At 68.3% G+C, this 17,397-nt stretch carries 14 protein-coding genes and 1 tRNA gene; 9 read left to right on the top strand and 6 right to left on the bottom strand.

Going from position 1 to position 17,397, the window contains the following annotated elements; all coding sequences use genetic code 11:
* The first annotated feature begins 315 nt into the window (after window positions 1-315).
* The 4 genes from ileS (at window position 316) to BN1186_RS08130 (ending at window position 6,778) form a co-directional block, all read left to right on the top strand.
* Entirely contained in the window at window positions 316-3,468 is a 3,153-nt protein-coding gene (gene ileS / locus BN1186_RS08115; RefSeq protein ID WP_040283571.1) for an isoleucine--tRNA ligase, read from the top strand.
* Between the two features lie 183 nt (window positions 3,469-3,651).
* Entirely contained in the window at window positions 3,652-4,938 is a 1,287-nt protein-coding gene (locus BN1186_RS08120) for a quaternary amine ABC transporter ATP-binding protein (RefSeq protein WP_040283572.1), read from the top strand.
* The gene (locus tag BN1186_RS08125) at window positions 4,935-5,852 is read left to right on the top strand and encodes an ABC transporter permease (RefSeq protein WP_040283573.1); all 918 of its coding nucleotides are present in this window, start codon (window positions 4,935-4,937) and stop codon (window positions 5,850-5,852) included. The genes BN1186_RS08120 and BN1186_RS08125 overlap by 4 nt, the downstream gene beginning before the upstream one ends.
* Before the next feature lie 20 nt (window positions 5,853-5,872).
* Window positions 5,873-6,778 carry a glycine betaine ABC transporter substrate-binding protein gene (locus tag BN1186_RS08130; protein WP_218975435.1) on the top strand — a complete coding sequence of 302 codons (906 nt, stop codon included), beginning with the start codon at window positions 5,873-5,875 and terminating at the stop codon, window positions 6,776-6,778.
* Between the two features lie 136 nt (window positions 6,779-6,914).
* Here BN1186_RS08130 and BN1186_RS08135 read toward each other — a convergent pair whose 3' ends face one another.
* Both BN1186_RS08135 and BN1186_RS08140 read right to left on the bottom strand, forming a co-directional pair.
* Entirely contained in the window at window positions 6,915-7,910 is a 996-nt protein-coding gene (locus tag BN1186_RS08135) for a Gfo/Idh/MocA family protein (protein ID WP_040283574.1), read from the bottom strand.
* Window positions 7,911-7,954: 44 nt separating this feature from the next.
* Window positions 7,955-9,133 (bottom strand): DUF480 domain-containing protein, encoded by a 1,179-nt coding sequence (locus BN1186_RS08140; protein WP_218975436.1) that lies wholly within the window; start codon window positions 9,131-9,133, stop codon window positions 7,955-7,957.
* Between the two features lie 199 nt (window positions 9,134-9,332).
* On the opposite strand from BN1186_RS08140, the gene BN1186_RS08145 reads away from it, so the two are divergent.
* Both BN1186_RS08145 and ngcE read left to right on the top strand, forming a co-directional pair.
* Window positions 9,333-10,607, top strand: a complete 1,275-nt coding sequence (locus tag BN1186_RS08145; protein WP_040283575.1) for an aspartate kinase — start codon at window positions 9,333-9,335, stop codon at window positions 10,605-10,607.
* A gap of 10 nt (window positions 10,608-10,617) precedes the next feature.
* Complete coding sequence (ngcE, locus tag BN1186_RS08150) at window positions 10,618-12,021, top strand: N-acetylglucosamine/diacetylchitobiose ABC transporter substrate-binding protein (protein ID WP_040283576.1); 1,404 nt, start codon at window positions 10,618-10,620, stop codon at window positions 12,019-12,021.
* Window positions 12,022-12,167: 146 nt separating this feature from the next.
* Here the strand turns inward: ngcE and BN1186_RS08155 are convergent, their stop codons facing one another.
* Window positions 12,168-13,817: a helicase HerA-like domain-containing protein gene (locus BN1186_RS08155; RefSeq protein WP_040283577.1), complete on the bottom strand. Its 1,650-nt coding sequence runs from the start codon at window positions 13,815-13,817 to the stop codon at window positions 12,168-12,170.
* Between the two features lie 101 nt (window positions 13,818-13,918).
* On the opposite strand from BN1186_RS08155, the gene BN1186_RS08160 reads away from it, so the two are divergent.
* Complete coding sequence (locus tag BN1186_RS08160) at window positions 13,919-14,212, top strand: type II toxin-antitoxin system VapB family antitoxin (RefSeq protein ID WP_040283578.1); 294 nt, start codon at window positions 13,919-13,921, stop codon at window positions 14,210-14,212.
* 38 nt (window positions 14,213-14,250) lie between these two features.
* Entirely contained in the window at window positions 14,251-14,784 is a 534-nt protein-coding gene (locus BN1186_RS08165) for a LytR C-terminal domain-containing protein (RefSeq protein ID WP_040283579.1), read from the top strand.
* Between the two features lie 47 nt (window positions 14,785-14,831).
* Here the strand turns inward: BN1186_RS08165 and BN1186_RS08170 are convergent.
* Window positions 14,832-14,919 (bottom strand) — tRNA-Ser (locus BN1186_RS08170).
* A 153-nt stretch (window positions 14,920-15,072) separates the two neighbouring features.
* Here BN1186_RS08170 and BN1186_RS08175 point away from each other — a divergent pair.
* On the top strand, window positions 15,073-16,215 hold the full coding sequence (locus BN1186_RS08175; RefSeq protein ID WP_139650967.1) for an MFS transporter: 1,143 nt from the start codon (window positions 15,073-15,075) through the stop codon (window positions 16,213-16,215).
* Window positions 16,216-16,323: 108 nt separating this feature from the next.
* On the opposite strand, the gene tadA is transcribed toward BN1186_RS08175, so the two are convergent.
* The gene (gene tadA / locus BN1186_RS08180; protein ID WP_040283581.1) at window positions 16,324-16,755 is read right to left on the bottom strand and encodes a tRNA adenosine(34) deaminase TadA; all 432 of its coding nucleotides are present in this window, start codon (window positions 16,753-16,755) and stop codon (window positions 16,324-16,326) included.
* 29 nt (window positions 16,756-16,784) lie between these two features.
* A complete protein-coding gene (locus BN1186_RS08185) occupies window positions 16,785-17,363 on the bottom strand; it encodes a tRNA adenosine deaminase-associated protein (RefSeq protein ID WP_040283582.1) in 579 nt (192 codons plus the stop codon).
* Window positions 17,364-17,397 lie beyond the last annotated feature (34 nt).

A 17,397-nucleotide genomic window follows, 5' to 3' on the forward strand; every position in this document is an offset into this window, starting at 1 on the left:
CCGTGAGCAATTGGATGGGGTCACGGCGCGACACGCCGGGAAAAAAGCCCTCCGAAGCCCGTGACCCCATCCAATTGCTCACGGGCGTGAGGGCGGGACGCGGGTGGGGTTGAGTCCGACGGCGGGGCGGGCGCATAATGGCACTGACCGCACGGCGAAGATGGGGCCATCACCCCGGAGCTGCCGGAAGAACGGTGGGCGACCACTCAGTAGAACCGGCTGCGGCATGAATAAAGCGGGGCGCACAGCGCCCAAGGAGGGTGGTACCGCGGGCTACGGCTCGTCCCTTCGACACCGACGACGAAGGAACCACCGATGAGCACCACCCCCGGCTACCGCTCCGTGCCCGCCCAGGTCGACTTCCCTGCGCTCGAGCACGACATCCTGAAGCTCTGGGCCGAGCGCGGCACGTTCGACGAGTCCCTGAGGCAGTCCGAGGGCGGCGAGCCATGGACGTTCTACGAGGGTCCGCCCACCGCCAACGGCATGCCGGGCACGCACCACATCGAGGCCCGCGTGTTCAAGGACATGTTCCCGCGCTTCAAGACCATGCGCGGCTTCCACGTGGAGCGTAAGGCCGGCTGGGACTGCCACGGCCTGCCCGTCGAACTGGCCGTCGAGAAGGAGTTGGGCTTCTCCGGCAAGGCCGACATCGAGGCCTACGGCGTGGAGGCGTTCAACGCCAAGTGCCGCGAATCCGTGCTGCGCCACGTCGACGCGTTCTCCGAGCTGACCGAGCGCATGGGTTACTGGGTCAACATGGACGAGGCGTACGTGACGATGACGCCCGAGTACGTCGAGTCGCTGTGGTGGGCGCTCAAGCAGATCCATTCCAAGGGCCTGCTCGAGGAGGACTACCGCGTGGCCCCCTACTGCCCTCGCTGCGGCACGGCGCTCTCCGACCACGAGCTCGCGCAGGGCTACGAGGAGGTCACGGACCCGTCGATCTACGTGCGCTTCCCCCTGACCTCCGGCCCGCTCGCCGGCGAGGTCGATCTGCTGGTGTGGACGACGACGCCGTGGACGCTCGTGTCGAACACGGCCGTGGCCGTGCATCCCGAGGTGACCTACCGGGTGGCCGTGCCGTCGGAAGAACTGCAGGAGCAGGGCCAGCGCCCGCTCGTCATCGCCGAGCCGCTCGCCGAGCAGGTGTTGGGCGGGGACTGGACGCTCACGGATTCGTTCCAGGGCACCGAGCTGGAGCGGTGGAGCTACCAGCGCCCCCTGGAGCTGGTGGAGTTCCCCACCGAGGCGCACTTCGTGGTGCTGGCCGAGTACGTCACGACGGAGGACGGCTCCGGCCTGGTCCACCAGGCGCCGGCGTTCGGCGAGGACGACATGGCCGTGTGTCGCGCCTACGGGCTGCCGTTCGTCAACCCCGTCACCAAGGAGGGCACCTTCGAGGAGGGGCTGAGCCTGGTGGGCGGCAAGTTCTTCAAGGACGCCGACGAGTTCATCGTCGACGACCTCACCGCGCGCGGTCTCATGTTCCGCAAGCTGGACTACACGCACAGCTACCCCCACTGCTGGCGCTGCCACACCGCGCTGCTCTACTACGCGATGCCGTCGTGGTACATCCGCACAACGCAGATCAAGGACCAGCTGCTCGCGGAGAACGAGGACACCAACTGGTACCCCGAGAGCATCAAGCACGGCCGCTTCGGCGACTGGCTCGACAACAACATCGACTGGGCGCTGTCGCGCACCCGCTACTGGGGCACCCCGCTACCGATCTGGCGCTGCGAGGACGACCACCAGATATGCGTCGGCTCTCGCGCGGAGCTGTCTGAGCTGACCGGCACGGACCAGTCCGAGCTGGATCCGCACCGGCCGTTCGTCGACGACATCACGTTCGCCTGCCCCACCTGCGGCAAGGAGTCGCGCCGGGTGCCCGAGGTGATCGACGCGTGGTTCGACTCCGGCTCCATGCCGTTCGCGCAGTGGGGCTACCCGCATGCCGAGGGCTCCGAAGAGGTGTTCAAGGAGCGCTACCCGGCGGACTTCATCTGCGAGGCGATCGACCAGACCCGCGGCTGGTTCTACTCGCTGATGGCGGTGGGCACGCTCGTGTTCGGCGAGTCCTCGTACAAGAACGTGGTGTGCCTGGGCCACATCCTGGCCGACGACGGCCGCAAGATGAGCAAGCACCTGGGCAACGTGCTCGAACCCATCCCGCTGATGGACCGCCACGGCGCCGACGCCGTGCGCTGGTTCATGGCCTGCTCGGGCTCCCCGTGGTCGGCCCGCCGCGTCGGCGACGTCACCATCGGCGAGACCGTCCGCAAAGTGCTGCTCACCTACTGGAACACCGTGGCCTTCCACACGCTCTACGCCCGCGCCGCAGGGTGGACGCCGACGGGGGACGCGCCCGCCGTCGGGGAGCGTCACGTGCTGGACCGGTGGCTCACCTCCACCACGCAGCAGCTGATCCTGGACACCACAGAGGCGCTGGAGAACTTCGACACCCAGCGCTACGGGCAGGCCCTGGCCGCGTTCATCGACGCGTTGTCCAACTGGCACGTGCGTCGCTCCCGCCGTCGGTTCTGGCACGGCGACCCCAGCGCGCTGTGGACGCTGCACGAGACGCTCGACACGCTCACGCGCCTGCTGGCGCCGATCATGCCGTTCGTCACCGAGCGCGTCTGGCAGGACCTGTTTTACGCCGCCAACCCGGAGGGTCCCAGCTCGGTGCACCTCGCCTCCTGGCCGGTGGCCGATAAGTCCCTACTCGACGAAGAGCTGACCGAGGCGATGCAACTGGCCCAGCGCACCGTCGAGCTCGGGCGCTCCGCGCGTGCCGAGTCCAAGATGAAGGTACGCCAGGTGCTGGGCCGGATGCTGGTGCCGTCGCGGATCTTCGCCAAACTCTCGCCGGAGCTGCAGGATGAGGTCAAGGCCGAACTGAACGTCGAGTCCATCGAGTCGTTCGATTCGGCCGGCGACCTCGTGGACTTCTCCGCCAAGGGCAACTTCCGCAGCCTCGGCAAGCGGTTCGCTAAGCGCACACCGCTGGTGGCCAAGGCCATCGCCGAGCTCGACCCGGCCTGGCTCGCCGGGCGACTGCGCGACGCCGGGCGAGCCGTGATGGAGTTCGAGGGCGAGGACGTGGAGCTGACCGCCGACGACATGATCATCACCGAGCGCCCGCGTGAGGGCTGGTCCGTGGTCAACGAGCAGGGCGAGACCGTCGCGCTCGACTTGGAACTCACCCCGGAACTGGTGCTCGCCGGCCTGGCCCGCGAGGTTATCCGGTTCGTCCAGGACGCCCGCAAGAAGGCCAGCCTGGAGATCACCGACCGGATCACGGTCACCGTGGAGGCCGATGGCCAGCTCGGCGACGCCGTCGACGCGCACGCCGAGCTGATCGCAGGCGAGGTCCTCGCCGTCGAGTTCACCCATGGCGCGGTGGTCGAGCCCACCGATGTCGACGAGGAGCTGGGCCTGAAGATCGCACTGAGCAAGGCGTAGCCCCGGGGGGGAACACCAGATTCTTACGGCTTTCTTAGGTCAGCTCCCTCAGATCGTGCTGACTAGGCCGGGAGCCACCTGAGAGATTCTCAGAAACTACGTCGGCAAGGCTGTGCGCTTTGACTCGCTCAACGAACTCCGAGACGGTAGATGGGCCCAAATACCCCCTGCCCGAGGAGCGACTTGAGCGCAATCAGAGCCTCTAGTGTCTACAAGATCTTCGGCCGCCGACCCGAAACAGGCATCCGTCTGTTGCAGCACGGCGCCGACCGGACCGAGCTTCAGGAGCGCGGTCTCACCGCCGCCGTCATCGACGCGAGCTTCGAGGTGGAGCCGGGCGAGATCTTCGTCGTGATGGGCCTTTCGGGCTCCGGCAAGTCCACCCTCATCCGCATGGTCAACGGCCTGCTGCCGCTGACCCACGGTGAGATGTACATCCACGACAAGCCCCTGTCCGGCCTCGGCAAGGCCGGCCTGCGCCAGGTGCGCCGGGAGAACGTCTCCATGGTCTTCCAGCACTTCGCGCTCCTCCCCCACCGCACCGTCGGCGAGAACGCCGCCTACGGCCTCAAGATCAAGGGCCTCAACCGCACCGACCGCGAGGCCAAGGCCAACGAGGCGCTCGAGATGGTGGGCCTCGGCGGCTGGGGTGGCTACCGCCCCGATGAGCTTTCCGGCGGCATGCAGCAGCGCGTCGGCCTGGCCCGTGCGCTGGCCGCCGGCACCGACATCATGCTGATGGACGAGGCGTTCTCCGCGCTCGACCCGCTGATCCGCCGCGACATGCAAGACCAGCTCATCGAGCTGCAGCAGAAACTCGACAAGACCATCCTCTTCATCACCCACGACCTCAACGAGGCCATGCGTCTGGGAGACCGGATCGCCATGATGCGCGACGGCCGCATCGAGCAGATCGGCACCGCTGAGGAGATCCTCAACGACCCGGCGAGCAACTACGTGGCCCGCTTCGTGGCCGACGTGGACCGCACCCGCGTGCTCACCGCTGGCAACATCGCGGAGAAGCCATACGCTGTGCTGGGCGCGGATCAGGGCCCCCGCATGGCGCACAAGATTCTGCGCGAGCACCAGCCCAACTGGCTCCTCGTCGTCGGCCGAGACCGCCGCCCCGCCGGCATGGTGTGGGCCGACGACGTGGCGGCCGCCGTGCGCGACGGCGCCACCGAGCTCCCCTTCTCCAAGGTGCACGAACTGCCGGTGGTGGAGGCTGGCACCCCCATCAACGAGTTGTTCGAACTGTCCGCCCAGCACCTGTCGCCGCTGGTGGTGGTCGACGAGTCCGGGCGCGTCGCCGGCGTGGTGCCGCGCGTGACGCTGCTTGCCGCAGCCACCCCCGTCCCCGGGGACGACCTCGTCCCCGGCGAGGAACTCCGCGCGGAAGCGGCCGCAGTTGAGGAACAGGTCGCCATCGAAGAGCAGGCCGTCGAACAGCAGGCAGGAGCACGCGCATGAACGACTGGATTCCCCGCATCCCGGTAGGCAGCTGGGTCTCCGACGCGGTTGACTGGATCAGCGTCAACCTGCGCTTCCTGCTGGACTTCTTCAAGGCTGCAGGCACCTGGCTCAACGACGTGGTCACCACCGCGCTGCTGGCCCCGCCTCCGCTGGTGATGATCCTCATCTTCGCGGTGCTCGCCTGGCTGGTGCGCTCGTGGCGGCTCGCGATCGGCGTGGTCGCCGCATTCCTGCTGATCCTGAGCATGAACCAATGGACGCAGTCCATGCAGACGCTGTCCCTGGTGCTGATCGCCACCCTCACCGCGATCATCATCGCGGTGCCGCTGGGCATCTGGGCCGCCCGCAACGACACGGTCAGCGCCATCGTCAAGCCGGTGCTCGACCTCATGCAGTCGCTGCCCGCGATGGTGTACCTGGTGCCCGCCATCATCTTCTTCAGCATCGGCGTGGTGCCGGGCCTGTTCTCCACCGTGATCTTCTCGCTGCCGCCCGCGGTGCGGCTCACCGAGCTGGGCATCCGTAGCGTGGACAAGGAGACCGTCGAGGCGGCCCACTCCTTCGGCGCCACGGACTGGGAGATACTGCGCGGGGTGCAGCTCCCCCTGGCGATCCCGTCGATCATGGCCGGCATCAACCAGGTCATCATGCTGGCGCTGTCCATGGCCGTCATCGCGGGCATCGTGGGCTCCGACGGCCTCGGCAAGGAGGTTGTGACCGCGCTGGGTACCGTCAGCATCGCCCGCGGCGCGGAGGCCGGCCTGTCGCTGGTGTTCATCGCGATCTTCCTCGACCGGCTCACCGCCGCTCTGGGCACCCCCGAAAAATTCTCCTCCTCCCTGCTCGCGAAGTGGAAGGCCGCTCGCGAGAAGAAGGCCAAGACACGGGAATCCGCAGAACTCGCTGCGTGATCCCACATCGAAAGGAAACTGTGAAGTCATCAATCCGTAAGTTTGGAATCGCTGCGCTCAGCACCGCCCTCCTGGGACTGGCCGCCTGTGGCGCTGATACCGGAGAGGGCACCGACGGTAACGGCGGTGACAGCGGTCAGGACAAGCACATCACCCTCGGCTTCATCCCGTCGTGGACCGACGGCCGCTCCATGGGCAACCTCCTCAAGGGTCAGCTCGAGGACATGGGCTACACCGTCTCGACGGAGGAGCTCTCCGATCCGGGCCCGCTCTACGTCGCGCTGGCACAGGGTGACGTCGACATCTACCCCTCCGCATGGCCCGAGGTCACGCACTCCGCCTACATGGACGAGTACGAGGACCAGATCGATTCGCTGGGCGCCTACTACGACGGCACGGTGCTCACGTGGGCCGTGCCCGAGTACTCGAAGATGAAGTCGATCGAGGACATCAAGGACCACGCCGACGAACTGGGCAACCGCATCGTCGGCATCGAGCCCGGCGCCGGCCTGACCCGCGTGTCGCAGGACGACGTGATCCCCGGCTACGGCCTGGAGAACTTCGAGCTGGTGACCAGCTCGACCGCCGCCATGCTGGCCGAGCTGCAGACCAAGATCGCCGCCGAGGAGGAGATCGTCGTCACGCTGTGGCGTCCGTTCTGGGCCAACGCCGAGTACCCCGTCCGCGACCTCGAGGACCCGCAGGGTGCCCTGGGCGAGACGGAGTCGCTGCACTTCCTGGCGCGCAAGGGCTTCGCTGAGGAGTACCCGGACATCGCCGAGTGGATCGCCGACGTCAAGCTCGACGACCAGCAGTACGGTTCGCTCGAGGACACCGTCGTGAACAAGTATGAGGAGGGCCAGGAGGCCGAGGCGATCCAGGAGTGGATCGACGCCAACCCCGACGTCCTCCCCAAGGCTGGCTGAGCCTCACGCGGAACGCTGGTTGAGCCGCTGCCCGCGAGGTACGAGCGGCGCAGCGTGTCAAAACCCGGTGAGTTTACAGGCAACCCGCCTGCAAACTCACCGGGTTTCGACACGTTCGCGGCTCAACCAACCAGCGTCAGGTGAGGCCGAGTTCGGCCTCCTGGTGGTAGATCCCGGCCTGCAGCAGGCACGATTCCAGCACACGCATCACCTCGAGGGTGTCGGCCAAAGGCATGGTGGGCGACTCCGTCTGCCCCTCCCGCACCCGCTGCGTCACCTCGGCGAACTGGTGGCTGTAGCCCCGTCCGGTGGGCGCCGCCTCGATGATGCGCGGCAGCACCCCGTTGCGGTGAATGGTGATCATCGACGGGTGGTGGAAGCGGGGATCCACCTCGATCCAGCCCTTGGTGCCCATGATCGACATGCGGCCCGGGCCGTGCCCGTCGAACCCGCACGCCAGCGACGACAGCCCTCCGGCGGCGTGGGCAAGGCTGATGGTGGCGGCGCAGTCGACCCCTGTAGGGTACAGCCGCGTCATGCAATCGGCTGACTTCACGTTGCCGAGGAACGCCTGGGCGAAGTTGACGACGTAGACGCCGAGGTCGAGGATTGCGCCGCCGCCCAGTTCCTTGGCGAAGAGCCGGTGCTCGGGCTGGAACTCGCGGTACGCGTAGAGGTCTCCCTGCACGGCCACGACGTCGCCGATCCGGCCCCAGGCCACCACCTCACGGGCCGCCGCGACAACGGGAAGGAACCGCGTCCACATGGCCTCCATGAGAAACACGTTCTTCTCCCGCGCGGTCTCGACGAGTTGCTTGGCCCCCGCGAAGGTGGCGGTGAACGCCTTCTCCACCAGCACGGCCTTGCCGTGCTCGATCGCCTTGAGCGCCACGTCGCGGTGGTGCGGGTGCGGGGTGGCGATGTAGACCACGTCGACATCGTCGGACTCGAGCATCTCCGCATAGGAGCCGAAGGCCTTGGCCACCCCATGCTGCTGGGCGAACTCCTGCGCCTTGGCGTGCGTTCGCGACGCCACCGCCGCCAACTCGGCGCCGGGCACGAACTGGAAGTCCCCCGCCACCCCGTGCGCGATGGCCCCCGTGCCGACAATTCCCCAGCGAACCGTGTTCATGCCCTCAGGGTAGTCCCCCGCAACAGCCCGGGCGCGGGTTTGGCCTAGCGTTCCCGGCGCCCGATGACGTAGAGCCGATCTGCAACGCTGTCATCGCTGACGAGGAAGCTCTCAGGTACCAGGCCGGCCGCGACGACCGCCCGCCGGACGTCGGCCGCATCGTGCAGCACCAACGGCACCTCCACCTGCTCACCCTGCCACCACGTGACCGGTTCGACGGCGTTGCCGACGTGCACCGACAGCGCCAGCACGCCGTCGGGCAGCAGCGTCTGCGCCAGGTGCCGCAGCACGGTGGGCAGCTCACTGGGCGCGAGGTGGATCAGCGAGAACCAGGCGAGGATCGCGCCCCAGCCTGCGTCGGTGGCGGGGCGCAGGAGGCGACGGAAGTCCGCCACCTGGAAGTCGACGTCGCGGTTGCGCTCCTTCGCCTGCTCGATCATGCGCGGGGACAGGTCGAAGCCCGTCGGCAGCGCGGCCGCTTCGGCCAGGGCCAGAGTGGTGTCGCCGAGGCCGCAGCCCACGTCGGCGGTCTGGTGCGGGCCGGCGAGCTCGGCCACGTGCGCGATGAACCACTCCTCGAACGGCGTGGTGCTGCGCGGCTCCGGGTCGAGGTCGGCGAGTGCGTCGTAGGCGGCCACGAGCGCCTGGTCGCGGGCGTCGACCCCTTCGGCGAGGATCTGCTCGCGGTCGGCGGCGGCCTCGGGCCCGGCGTCGGCCGGGATGTCGCCCAGGAGATGCAGCCAACGGTGGTCCTGCTGGCCGGGGCGGCGGGCGAGTTGCCGCGCGAGGGGCTCGTCGCGTTCGGCCATGCGCTGCAGTGTCGCCTCCACCGCATCGCGGTCGGCGAACCTGTGCAGCCTGTCGGTGCGGGTCTTCAACTCGCCCGGGGCCTGGGGCCCGCGGAGCAGTAGCACGGTGAGCAGGGCGCGCTCGTCGTCGGCGAGGTCCAGCACCTCCACCACGCTCTGCGCGTACTTGAGCGTGCGCTTGCCGTAGTCCATCCACGTGACGCGCGCCAGGCCCCGGTCCTTCAGCGAGCGCACGGCGTCCTGCACCTGGCGCTCGTCGTAGTCGACGACGGGCTCGCGGCTGCTGGTCTGGTTGCAGGCGGTGCGCAGCGCGTTGAGCGTGAGCGGATAGCTCGCCGGGACGGTGATCTCCTTCTCCAGGAGGCAGCCCAGGACGCGTTGTTCTTCGGCGGTGAGGACCAGATGCGCAGTCACCCTTCGAGGTTACCAACCGCCCGACCCCTGAGCGTCGCCCCCTCGAGGCTTCGAATCCAGCTTCGGAGTGGTCTGCACCTCCGGATCTGGATGTGGGGCGGATGGGGAGTTCGATGTCGGCCCGCCGCCCGCGGACGCGTCCCACGGGAACGGGCGCGGCGAACTATCCTGTGAGACGGTCCCCAGGAGGTAGACATACATGGGTCGCATCGTTCAGAAGTTCGGCGGTAGCTCGGTACAGGACGCGGAGTCCATCAAGCGGGTCGCCCGTCGCATCGCACGCACCCGCGGTGAGGGGCACGACGTCATCATCGTGATCTCCGCCATGGGCGACACCACCGACGAGTTGATGGACCTCGCGCTGCAGGTCTCCCCCAGCCCGAAGTCGCGTGAGCTCGACATGCTGCTGACCACCGGCGAGCGGCAGTCCGCCGCGCTGCTGGCGATGGCCCTGTCGGATCTCGGCATCGAGGCGGTCTCCTACACGGGCTCGCAGGCCGGCATCCTCACCACCCCCACGCACGGCAACGCGCGGATCATCGACATCACCCCCGGGCGCGTCGCCAAGTCCCTCGAGGACGGCAGTGTGGTCATCGTCGCGGGCTTCCAGGGCGTGGCGCAGACCACCAAGGACGTCACGACGCTGGGCCGCGGCGCCTCCGACACCACCGCCGTCGCGCTGGCCTCCGCACTGGGTGCGGACTATTGCGAAATCTACTCCGACGTCGACGGCGTCTACACAGCCGATCCGCGGATCGTGAAATCCGCGCGGCACATCGAGCAGATCGGCTACGAGGACATGATGGAGATGGCCGCCTGCGGCGCCAAGATCCTCCACCTGCGCTGCGTCGAGTACGCGCGCCGCGAGGGCGTGCCGGTGCACGTGCGTTCCTCGTTCACCGACAAGCCCGGCACCTGGGTCAAGAGCCAGGACGAGATCACGAAAGACGGAGCCATGGAAGAAGCCATCATCACCGGTGTCGCCCACGACCGCACCGAAGCCAAGATCACTGTCGTCAACGTGCCAGACCGCGTCGGCGAGGCCGCCCGCATCTTCAAGGCCATCGCCGAGGCCGAGATCAACATCGACATGATCGTGCAGAACATCTCACGCCTGTCCGATGCGGCCACGGACATCTCGTTCACCCTCCCCATGAGCGACGGCGCCAAGGCCATCGCCGCCCTCGAAGCCATCAAGGGTGAGGTGGGCTACGAGGAGGTGCTCTACGACGACCAGATCGGCAAGGTCTCCGTCGTGGGCGTGGGCATGCGCTCCCACCCGGGCGTCTCTGCCACCTTCTTCGACGCGCTGGCCCAGGCCGGTGTGAACCTGCAGATGATCTCCACCTCGGAGATCCGCATCTCGGTGATCGTGGGCGCCGACGACGTGGACAACGCCGTGCGCGCCGCCCACAGCGCCTTCGAACTGGACGCCACCGACGAGGCCACCGTCTACGCCGGCACCGGCCGCTGATCGTACCCACGTGACCAACATCGCTAGGCGGCACTTCCTCGCTGCTGCCGCCGTCGCGCCGTTGTCAGCCTGCACCCCCGAGCCGGAGCCTGCGCCGCCACCGCCGACGGGGATCGTCACACCCACGTCGACGCCCACCACGCCGGCACCCGCCCCCACCGCGACGCATCCGCTGGGGCTCGTGGTGCCCAGCAGCGTGCAGGCTGTGGTCTTCGACGGCGCGTTCGGCATCGGCTATGTGCGGGAGGCCGCCAGGGTCGCGCGCAACAACCACGACGGGTTGCGCATCCAGGTGCTGCCCAGCAGCAACATCACCGCCGATGTCGGCCCCCGCTTCGAGCCGGGAGAGACCCCGCCTGACCTCATCGACAACTCGGGCGTCCACCAACTCGCCATCGCCGACCTGACCGACGACCTGCTCACCCTCGACGAGCTCATGGCCACCCCCAACCTCGAGGGCGTCCCCATCGCGGAGACGCTCTACGGCGGGGTGGTGCAGGCGGGCACGTTCAACGGCCGGCACGTGGCGCTGAACTACGCGTTGAGCACCTACGGTCTGTGGCATTCGGCCAGCCATTTCGCGGCCAACGGCTGGGCCATCCCCGTGGCCTGGGACGAGCTCCTCCTGCTGGGCGAGGAGGCGCAGGACCTGGGACTGGCCCTGTTCGTCTGGGGCGACGAGGCGGCGAGCTACTACGCCGAGCTCGCGATCGCGTCGGCCATCAAGGAGGGCGGCCACGATGTGCGCCGGGCCCTCGACAACCTGGAGCCCGACGGCTGGCAGCACCCCGCCGTCGCCGGCGTGCTGGCCGCGATGGCCACCTGCGTCGACGAGGGTTTCGTGCGCTACGGGGGCCCGTACCTCGAGGCGCAGGCGGAGTGGTCGCGGGATCAGAAGGCACTGTTCTACCCGTCCGGCTCGTGGATCGCCACGGAGATGGATGCCCGGACGGCGGAGGGCTTCGAGATGACGGTCTCGCCCGTCCCCGCGCTGACCGCGGCCCCCACGCTGCCGGTGACCGCCATCCACGCCCAGCCCATCGAGCAGTTCATCGTGCCGGAGAACGCGGCCAACCCCGCCGGTGGCCTGGAACTGCTGCGGGTGATGTTGTCGCGCGACGTGGCGGAGGAGTTCGCGGCGAGCAACATGATGCCCACCGTGGTGCGTACGACGACGCCGTCGGATCTGCAGTCAACGCCGCTGGCGGCCCAGACGCGCCTCCTGGCCGACGCCGGGGAGGACGTGTACAGCTGGCGCTTCGTGTCGCACTACGGGCTCGGCGACAACTACAACAGGCTGTGGGGCCAGTTCCTGGGCGGCGACCTGGGCGCCGCTGCGCTGGCCGAACAGCTGCAGGCGCTGTCCGACGAGGTCAGGGATGACCCGACGGTGCGCACCTACAAGGTCGACTGAGCTGCTAGCGTCCGCCCCCCTGCTCCCTGAGCGTCCGCCGGCGAGCTTGCGAGCCAGCGGACGACGAAGGGGCCTCGCGCGTGCCTCCGGGCTTGGCCACGGGGATTGACGGCGTCAGCGCGCTGGGCGCGACGCTCAGGGTCCGGTCACCTGCGGCGACCGGTGCCGAAGATGGAGCGCACGATCTCGCGGCTGGCGGTGCGCATCACGTCCTTGAACACCTTCGACTTCGTCACCTGCTGGATCAGCGTCGGATTCTCCTTCTCGTAGCGACGACGCTCCGCCTCGGCGAGCCGGCGCTCCTTCTCCAGCCTGCGCATCTCGGCGAGGCGCTCGCGCTCCGCCTTCGCCTGCTCCTTCTCCAGCTGAGCCAGTTCCTTCTCGATGCGCTTGGCCTCCTCAGCACGCTCGGCCTCAAGCCTCTCCTCCTCGGCCTTCCGCGCGCCCTCCTCGAGGTGCTTGGCGAGCAACTCGTAGGCCGATTCCCGGTCGATCGCCTCGCCGTACTTCGCCTGCAGCGGCGACGCTGCGACGGTGGCCTTCAGCTGCTCCTCCGGCGTGGGCCCCATCGTCGAGGTGGGGGCCCAGATCTGCGTCCAGGCCACGGGGGTGGGCGCGCCCTTGTCGCTCATCACGGTGACCACGGCCTGCCCGGTGGCGAGCTGCTGGAGTACCTCCTCGAGGTCGTACTCCGAGGTGGGATAGGTCGAGACGGTGGCCTTCAGCGCCTTCGCATCGTTGGGGGTGTGCGCCCGCAACTGGTGCTGGACGCGCGAACCGAGCTGGGCGAGCACGTCGTCGGGCACGTCCTTCGGGGTCTGCGTGACGAAGAACACGCCCACGCCCTTCGAGCGGATGAGCCGCACCGTCTGGGTGATCGCGTCGAGGAACGCCTTGGAGGCGCCGTTGAACAGCAGGTGCGCCTCGTCGAAGAAGAAGACGAGCTTGGGCTTGTCGAGGTCGCCCACCTCAGGCAGGTCGGTGAACAGATCGGCCAGCAGCCACATCAGGAACGTGGAGAAGAGCGCAGGGCGGTTGGCCAACTGGGGCAGTTCGAGGAGGGAGACGACGCCACGGCCGTCGGGCGCGACGCGCATCAGGTCCGCGGGGTCGAACTCCGGCTCGCCGAAGAACACGTCCGCGCCCTGCCCCGAGAGGGTCACGAGGTTGCGGAGGATGACGCCGGCGGTCGCCGTCGAGATGCCGCCGATGCCCTTGAGTTCGGCCTTGCCCTCGTCGGAGATGAGGTACTTGATGAGCTCAGTGAGGTCCTTCAGGTCGAGGAGCAGGAGGCCCTTGGTGTCGGCGTAGTGGAAGATCAGGCCGAGCGAGGATTCCTGCACCTGGTTGAGGCCCAGCACCTTGCTGAGCAGGATGGGGCCGAACGACGACACGGTGGCGCGCACCGGGATACCGACGCCCACGCCGCCCAGGGCGTAGAACTCGCACGGGTAGGAGCGTGCCTCCCAGGGCTGCCCTTGGCGCTCGGTGCGGGCGAGCAGCTTCTCCCCGCCGGGGCCGGGGGTGGCCATGCCGCTGAGGTCGCCCTTGATGTCGGCCGCGAACACCGGCACCCCCGCCGAGCTCAACGCCTCCGCCATCACCTGCAGCGTCACCGTCTTACCCGTGCCGGTGGCACCTGCCACGAGTCCGTGCCGGTTGAACATCGACAACGGGATGCGGATGGGCACCTCCGGGTTGGGTTCGCCGTCGACGAGGACGCCGAGCGTCGCTGCGGGGACGTCGAAGGTGTAACCGGCCTTGATCTGTTCACTGTGGCTGCTCACGCGCGTCATTTTCCCATAGACGCGCTGTTGAGGGGCCCATTCCCCCAGCGAGCTGCGACACGACGCGGGGCGATGACCCCGGGACCGCCGCCGTTGGGTAGGCTGGGTGGGTGATCTTCAAGCGAGTCGGCGATTCCCGCCCCTACCCGGACCACGGCTTCACGCAGAAGCAGTGGATCGGCATCGCGCCTCACCAGGTGCGTCTAGACGAGCTGGTGACCACTAAGCGCACCTTGGATCTGGAGGCCCTGCTCGAAGAGGATTCCACGTTCTACGGTGACCTTTTCGCCCACGTCGTGTCCTACCGCGGCGAGCTCTACCTCGAGGACGGCCTGCACCGCGCCCTGCGCGCGGCGCTGCAACAGCGGCAGACAATGCACGCACGAGTCCTTGAGTTGAAGTAGTCTCCCCTCAGGTCCCCCGACGAAAGAGCTAGAAACTCGTGCGTATCTTCCGCCTGATCGCAACCCCGGTGATTCTGCTGGGGCTGCTCGGCTTTCTCGGTTGGGGCTTCATGTGGGGCTGGCGTGAGTTGACCGCCCCCATCCCCACCACGCCGCCCACCCCGTGCGTGACCGAGGAGACCGATGTGGTCATCCCGTCGCTGGTCACGGTCAACGTGTACAACGGCGGCTTCACCACGGGCCTGGCCCGCCGGATCGGCACCTACCTGACCGACGCAGGCTTCGCCGTGGCCCGGGTGGATGATTCCGAGGAGCAGATCAAGGACACCATCGTCCGCGGCAACCGTGACCAGAACCAGTCGATGCGCATGGTGGGCTCGCACTTCATCGGCGTGGAGTTCGAGTACGACGAGCGGATTGACGGCACCGTCGACGTGCTGGTCGGCACCGGATTCCAAGGTTACGCCCCCGAAGGCGAGATCTTCTGGCAATTGGCATCCGGCGGCAGCGTCTGCCGCCCGCCGCAGGCCACCGACGAGTCGCCAACCCCGACGCCCAGCCCTGAGCCCTGAGCCCTGAGCCCCCAATGAGAAGAACCCCCGGTTTCCCGGGGGTTCTCTGGCGGTGATGGAGGGATTTGAACCCCCGGTAGGTTTCCCTACTCTCGCTTTCGAGGCGAGCACTTTCGGCCACTCAGTCACATCACCGCGGACTATTCTAGTCAGTTCGCTCGATGATGACCAATTGGCGAACGGCGCTTGACCTGCTCCCTGCCTGCGTCGACGGTTTGGTGGGGCGCCGGAACTGAGGCGTAGAGTGTGCCGGTGCGTGAAATTTCGGCTCTGCTTCGTGTCCCAGGGTTGGCGCTCATCTTGGTGGCCCAGCTCGCGGCCCGGTTCCCGGCTGGCATGTACACGCTGGGCATCCTCATGCACGTGGAGCGCCAGCAGGGCACCTACACCGCCGCCGGCCTGGTGCTCGCGGCCTTCTCTGCCGGCATGGCCATCGCCGGGCCACCGATCTCACGGCTGCTGAGCAGGTTCGGCACCCTGCCGGTGCTGTCGATCACCCTCGTGATCTCCGTGACGGCCTTCATCCTGCTGGCCGTCTTCCCCACGCTACCGTTGCCCTGGCTGATCGTCCTCGGCGTGCTGGGCGGGGCGGCGATGCCGCCGGTCATCCCCGCCGTGCGCACCCTCTACCCCCGCATCACGCCGCAGCACATGCTGACCTCGCTGTTCAGCTTCGACGCCGCCCTGCAGGAGATCATCTGGGTCATCGGGCCCGTGGCCATCACCATGCTGGTGGCGGCCTTCGGCACCACGACGGCGCTGCTGGTGGTCGTCGGCATCCAGGTGCTGGGCGGCCTCATGTTCATCCTCGCGCCCGCCGTCCGGTCCCTGAAGATCCCGCCGGCCACCCGCAAACTCGGCCGCGTGCTGCAGAACCCGTCGGTCGTCCTGATGATGGTCACCTCGGCGCTGTTCCTCGGCGCCTTCGCCGCCGTCGAGGCAGGCGTGGTGGCGTCCTTCGACGAGGGCTCGATCCGGGCCGGCGTCGTGCTGGGGATCGCCTCGGTGGGCTCACTGATCGGCGGCCTGGCCACCGGCAACCGTCCCATCTCCCGCTGGTCGCTGGCCATCCGCACCCTCATCATGGTGGTGGGCCTGACGCTGGCCGGGCTGCTGAGCGGCTTCTGGGGGCTGTCGGTTGCGCTGTTCATCGCCGGCATCGGCATCGCCCCCGCCCTGGCCGCCGTCTCCGCGGTGATCGCCGGCAGCGTGTCCTTCTCGGACACGGCCGAGGCCTACGGCTGGATCGGCACCGGGCAACTGCTCGGCACGTCGATCTGCGCGGCGGCGGGCGGCATCGCCATCGACGCCGTGGGCGCCTCGGGGGCCATGTACGTCGCCGCGGGCACTGCGACGCTCGCGCTCATCGTCGCGGTGTTGTTCCGCAAGGCGCAGCCGGACCTGCGCGGCGGGATCTCGATCCTGGACTGAGGGGCATACCCGTCGGCGCATCATTATCTCTACCGATTCAGGGGGTCGGTGTGGATAATCCACACCGCCGGCCCGCTGAGGCAGAGATGTACTCCACGCCGCGTGCCGTCAGCGCCTGACGGCGAAGAACCGCTCCAGTACGGCGCCGCATTCGTCCTCGAGCACACCGGAGGTCACGCTGGGGCGGTGGTTGAGCCGGGGGTCGCGCACCACGTCCCACAGCGAGGCCACGGCGCCCGCCTTCTCGTCGAACGCTCCGAACACCAGGCGATCGATGCGGGCCCCCACGATGGCGCCGGCGCACATGGTGCAGGGTTCAAGGGTGACCACCAGGGTGCAGCCGCTCAGCCGCCACTCCCCCAGCGCCTCAGCCGCGCGCCGGATCGCGACCACCTCGGCGTGCGCCGTCGGGTCACCGGTCAGTTCGCGCTCGTTGCCCGCCGCGGCGAGGAGTTCGCCGGAGGGGCCGAGCAGCACGGCGCCGATCGGCACGTCACCGTGCGCCTCCGCCGCCGATGCCTCGGTCAACGCGCGGCGCATCGGCTCATGCCAGCGGGTGCCCACCCCGGTCAGTCGTCGAAGGACTCGGCGGCGCGGTCGAACTCTGGCCCCACCTTGAGCTTCTTCGCAATGGTGCTGAGCAGCACGTCGGAGTCCTCGTCGTAATCAGTGGCGATGGCCTCCATCTCGAAGCCGTGCAGGCCCATCGCCGCGTACATCTCCAAGTCTCCGATGGGGAACGAGTCCTCGTCCTCATCAGGGATGTCCTCGCCCAGGTAGAACACCACGTCGCGGGCGAGGGGCCAGTCGTTGGCGGAGGTCGCGTCGGACAGCAGCACCTCCACGGTGCGGCCGCGCACGCGGCACAGCACGAAGAACTCGCCGGCCACGGAGACCCAGCCGTCGGCGCCGGAGTCGCCGGGGAGGCGGCTCAACTGGCGGATCAACTCATCGAGGTCGTTGGCGAGGTCGAAATCCATGGGCACCGCAGTGGCGACGCCGTCCTCGCGGTACAGCGCGACCACCAGGTCCACGTCGTCCTCCGAAGCGTCCTCCAGGTCGTCGTCGTAGTCGTCGAGGTCATCGTCGGATTCGTTGACCTCGTCCTTCAAGTCGAACGGCTCCGCATCCTCATCGAACACGTCCACAGCTCACTCCTCTCCGACGCAGCCCAGTGCCGCA

The organism is Tessaracoccus massiliensis (assembly GCF_000826065.2).
GTDB classification, from domain to species: domain Bacteria; phylum Actinomycetota; class Actinomycetes; order Propionibacteriales; family Propionibacteriaceae; genus Arachnia; species Arachnia massiliensis_A.

Coding starts and splice junctions, on each gene's coding strand:
- BN1186_RS08125 (WP_040283573.1), top strand. CDS start 4,935: ATGAACGACTGGATTCCCCGCATCCCGGTAGGCAGCTGGGTCTCCGAC.
- BN1186_RS08155 (WP_040283577.1), bottom strand. CDS start 13,817: ATGACGCGCGTGAGCAGCCACAGTGAACAGATCAAGGCCGGTTACACC.
- BN1186_RS08135 (WP_040283574.1), bottom strand. CDS start 7,910: ATGAACACGGTTCGCTGGGGAATTGTCGGCACGGGGGCCATCGCGCAC.
- ileS (WP_040283571.1), top strand. CDS start 316: ATGAGCACCACCCCCGGCTACCGCTCCGTGCCCGCCCAGGTCGACTTC.
- BN1186_RS08145 (WP_040283575.1), top strand. CDS start 9,333: ATGGGTCGCATCGTTCAGAAGTTCGGCGGTAGCTCGGTACAGGACGCG.
- tadA (WP_040283581.1), bottom strand. CDS start 16,755: ATGCGCCGCGCGTTGACCGAGGCATCGGCGGCGGAGGCGCACGGTGAC.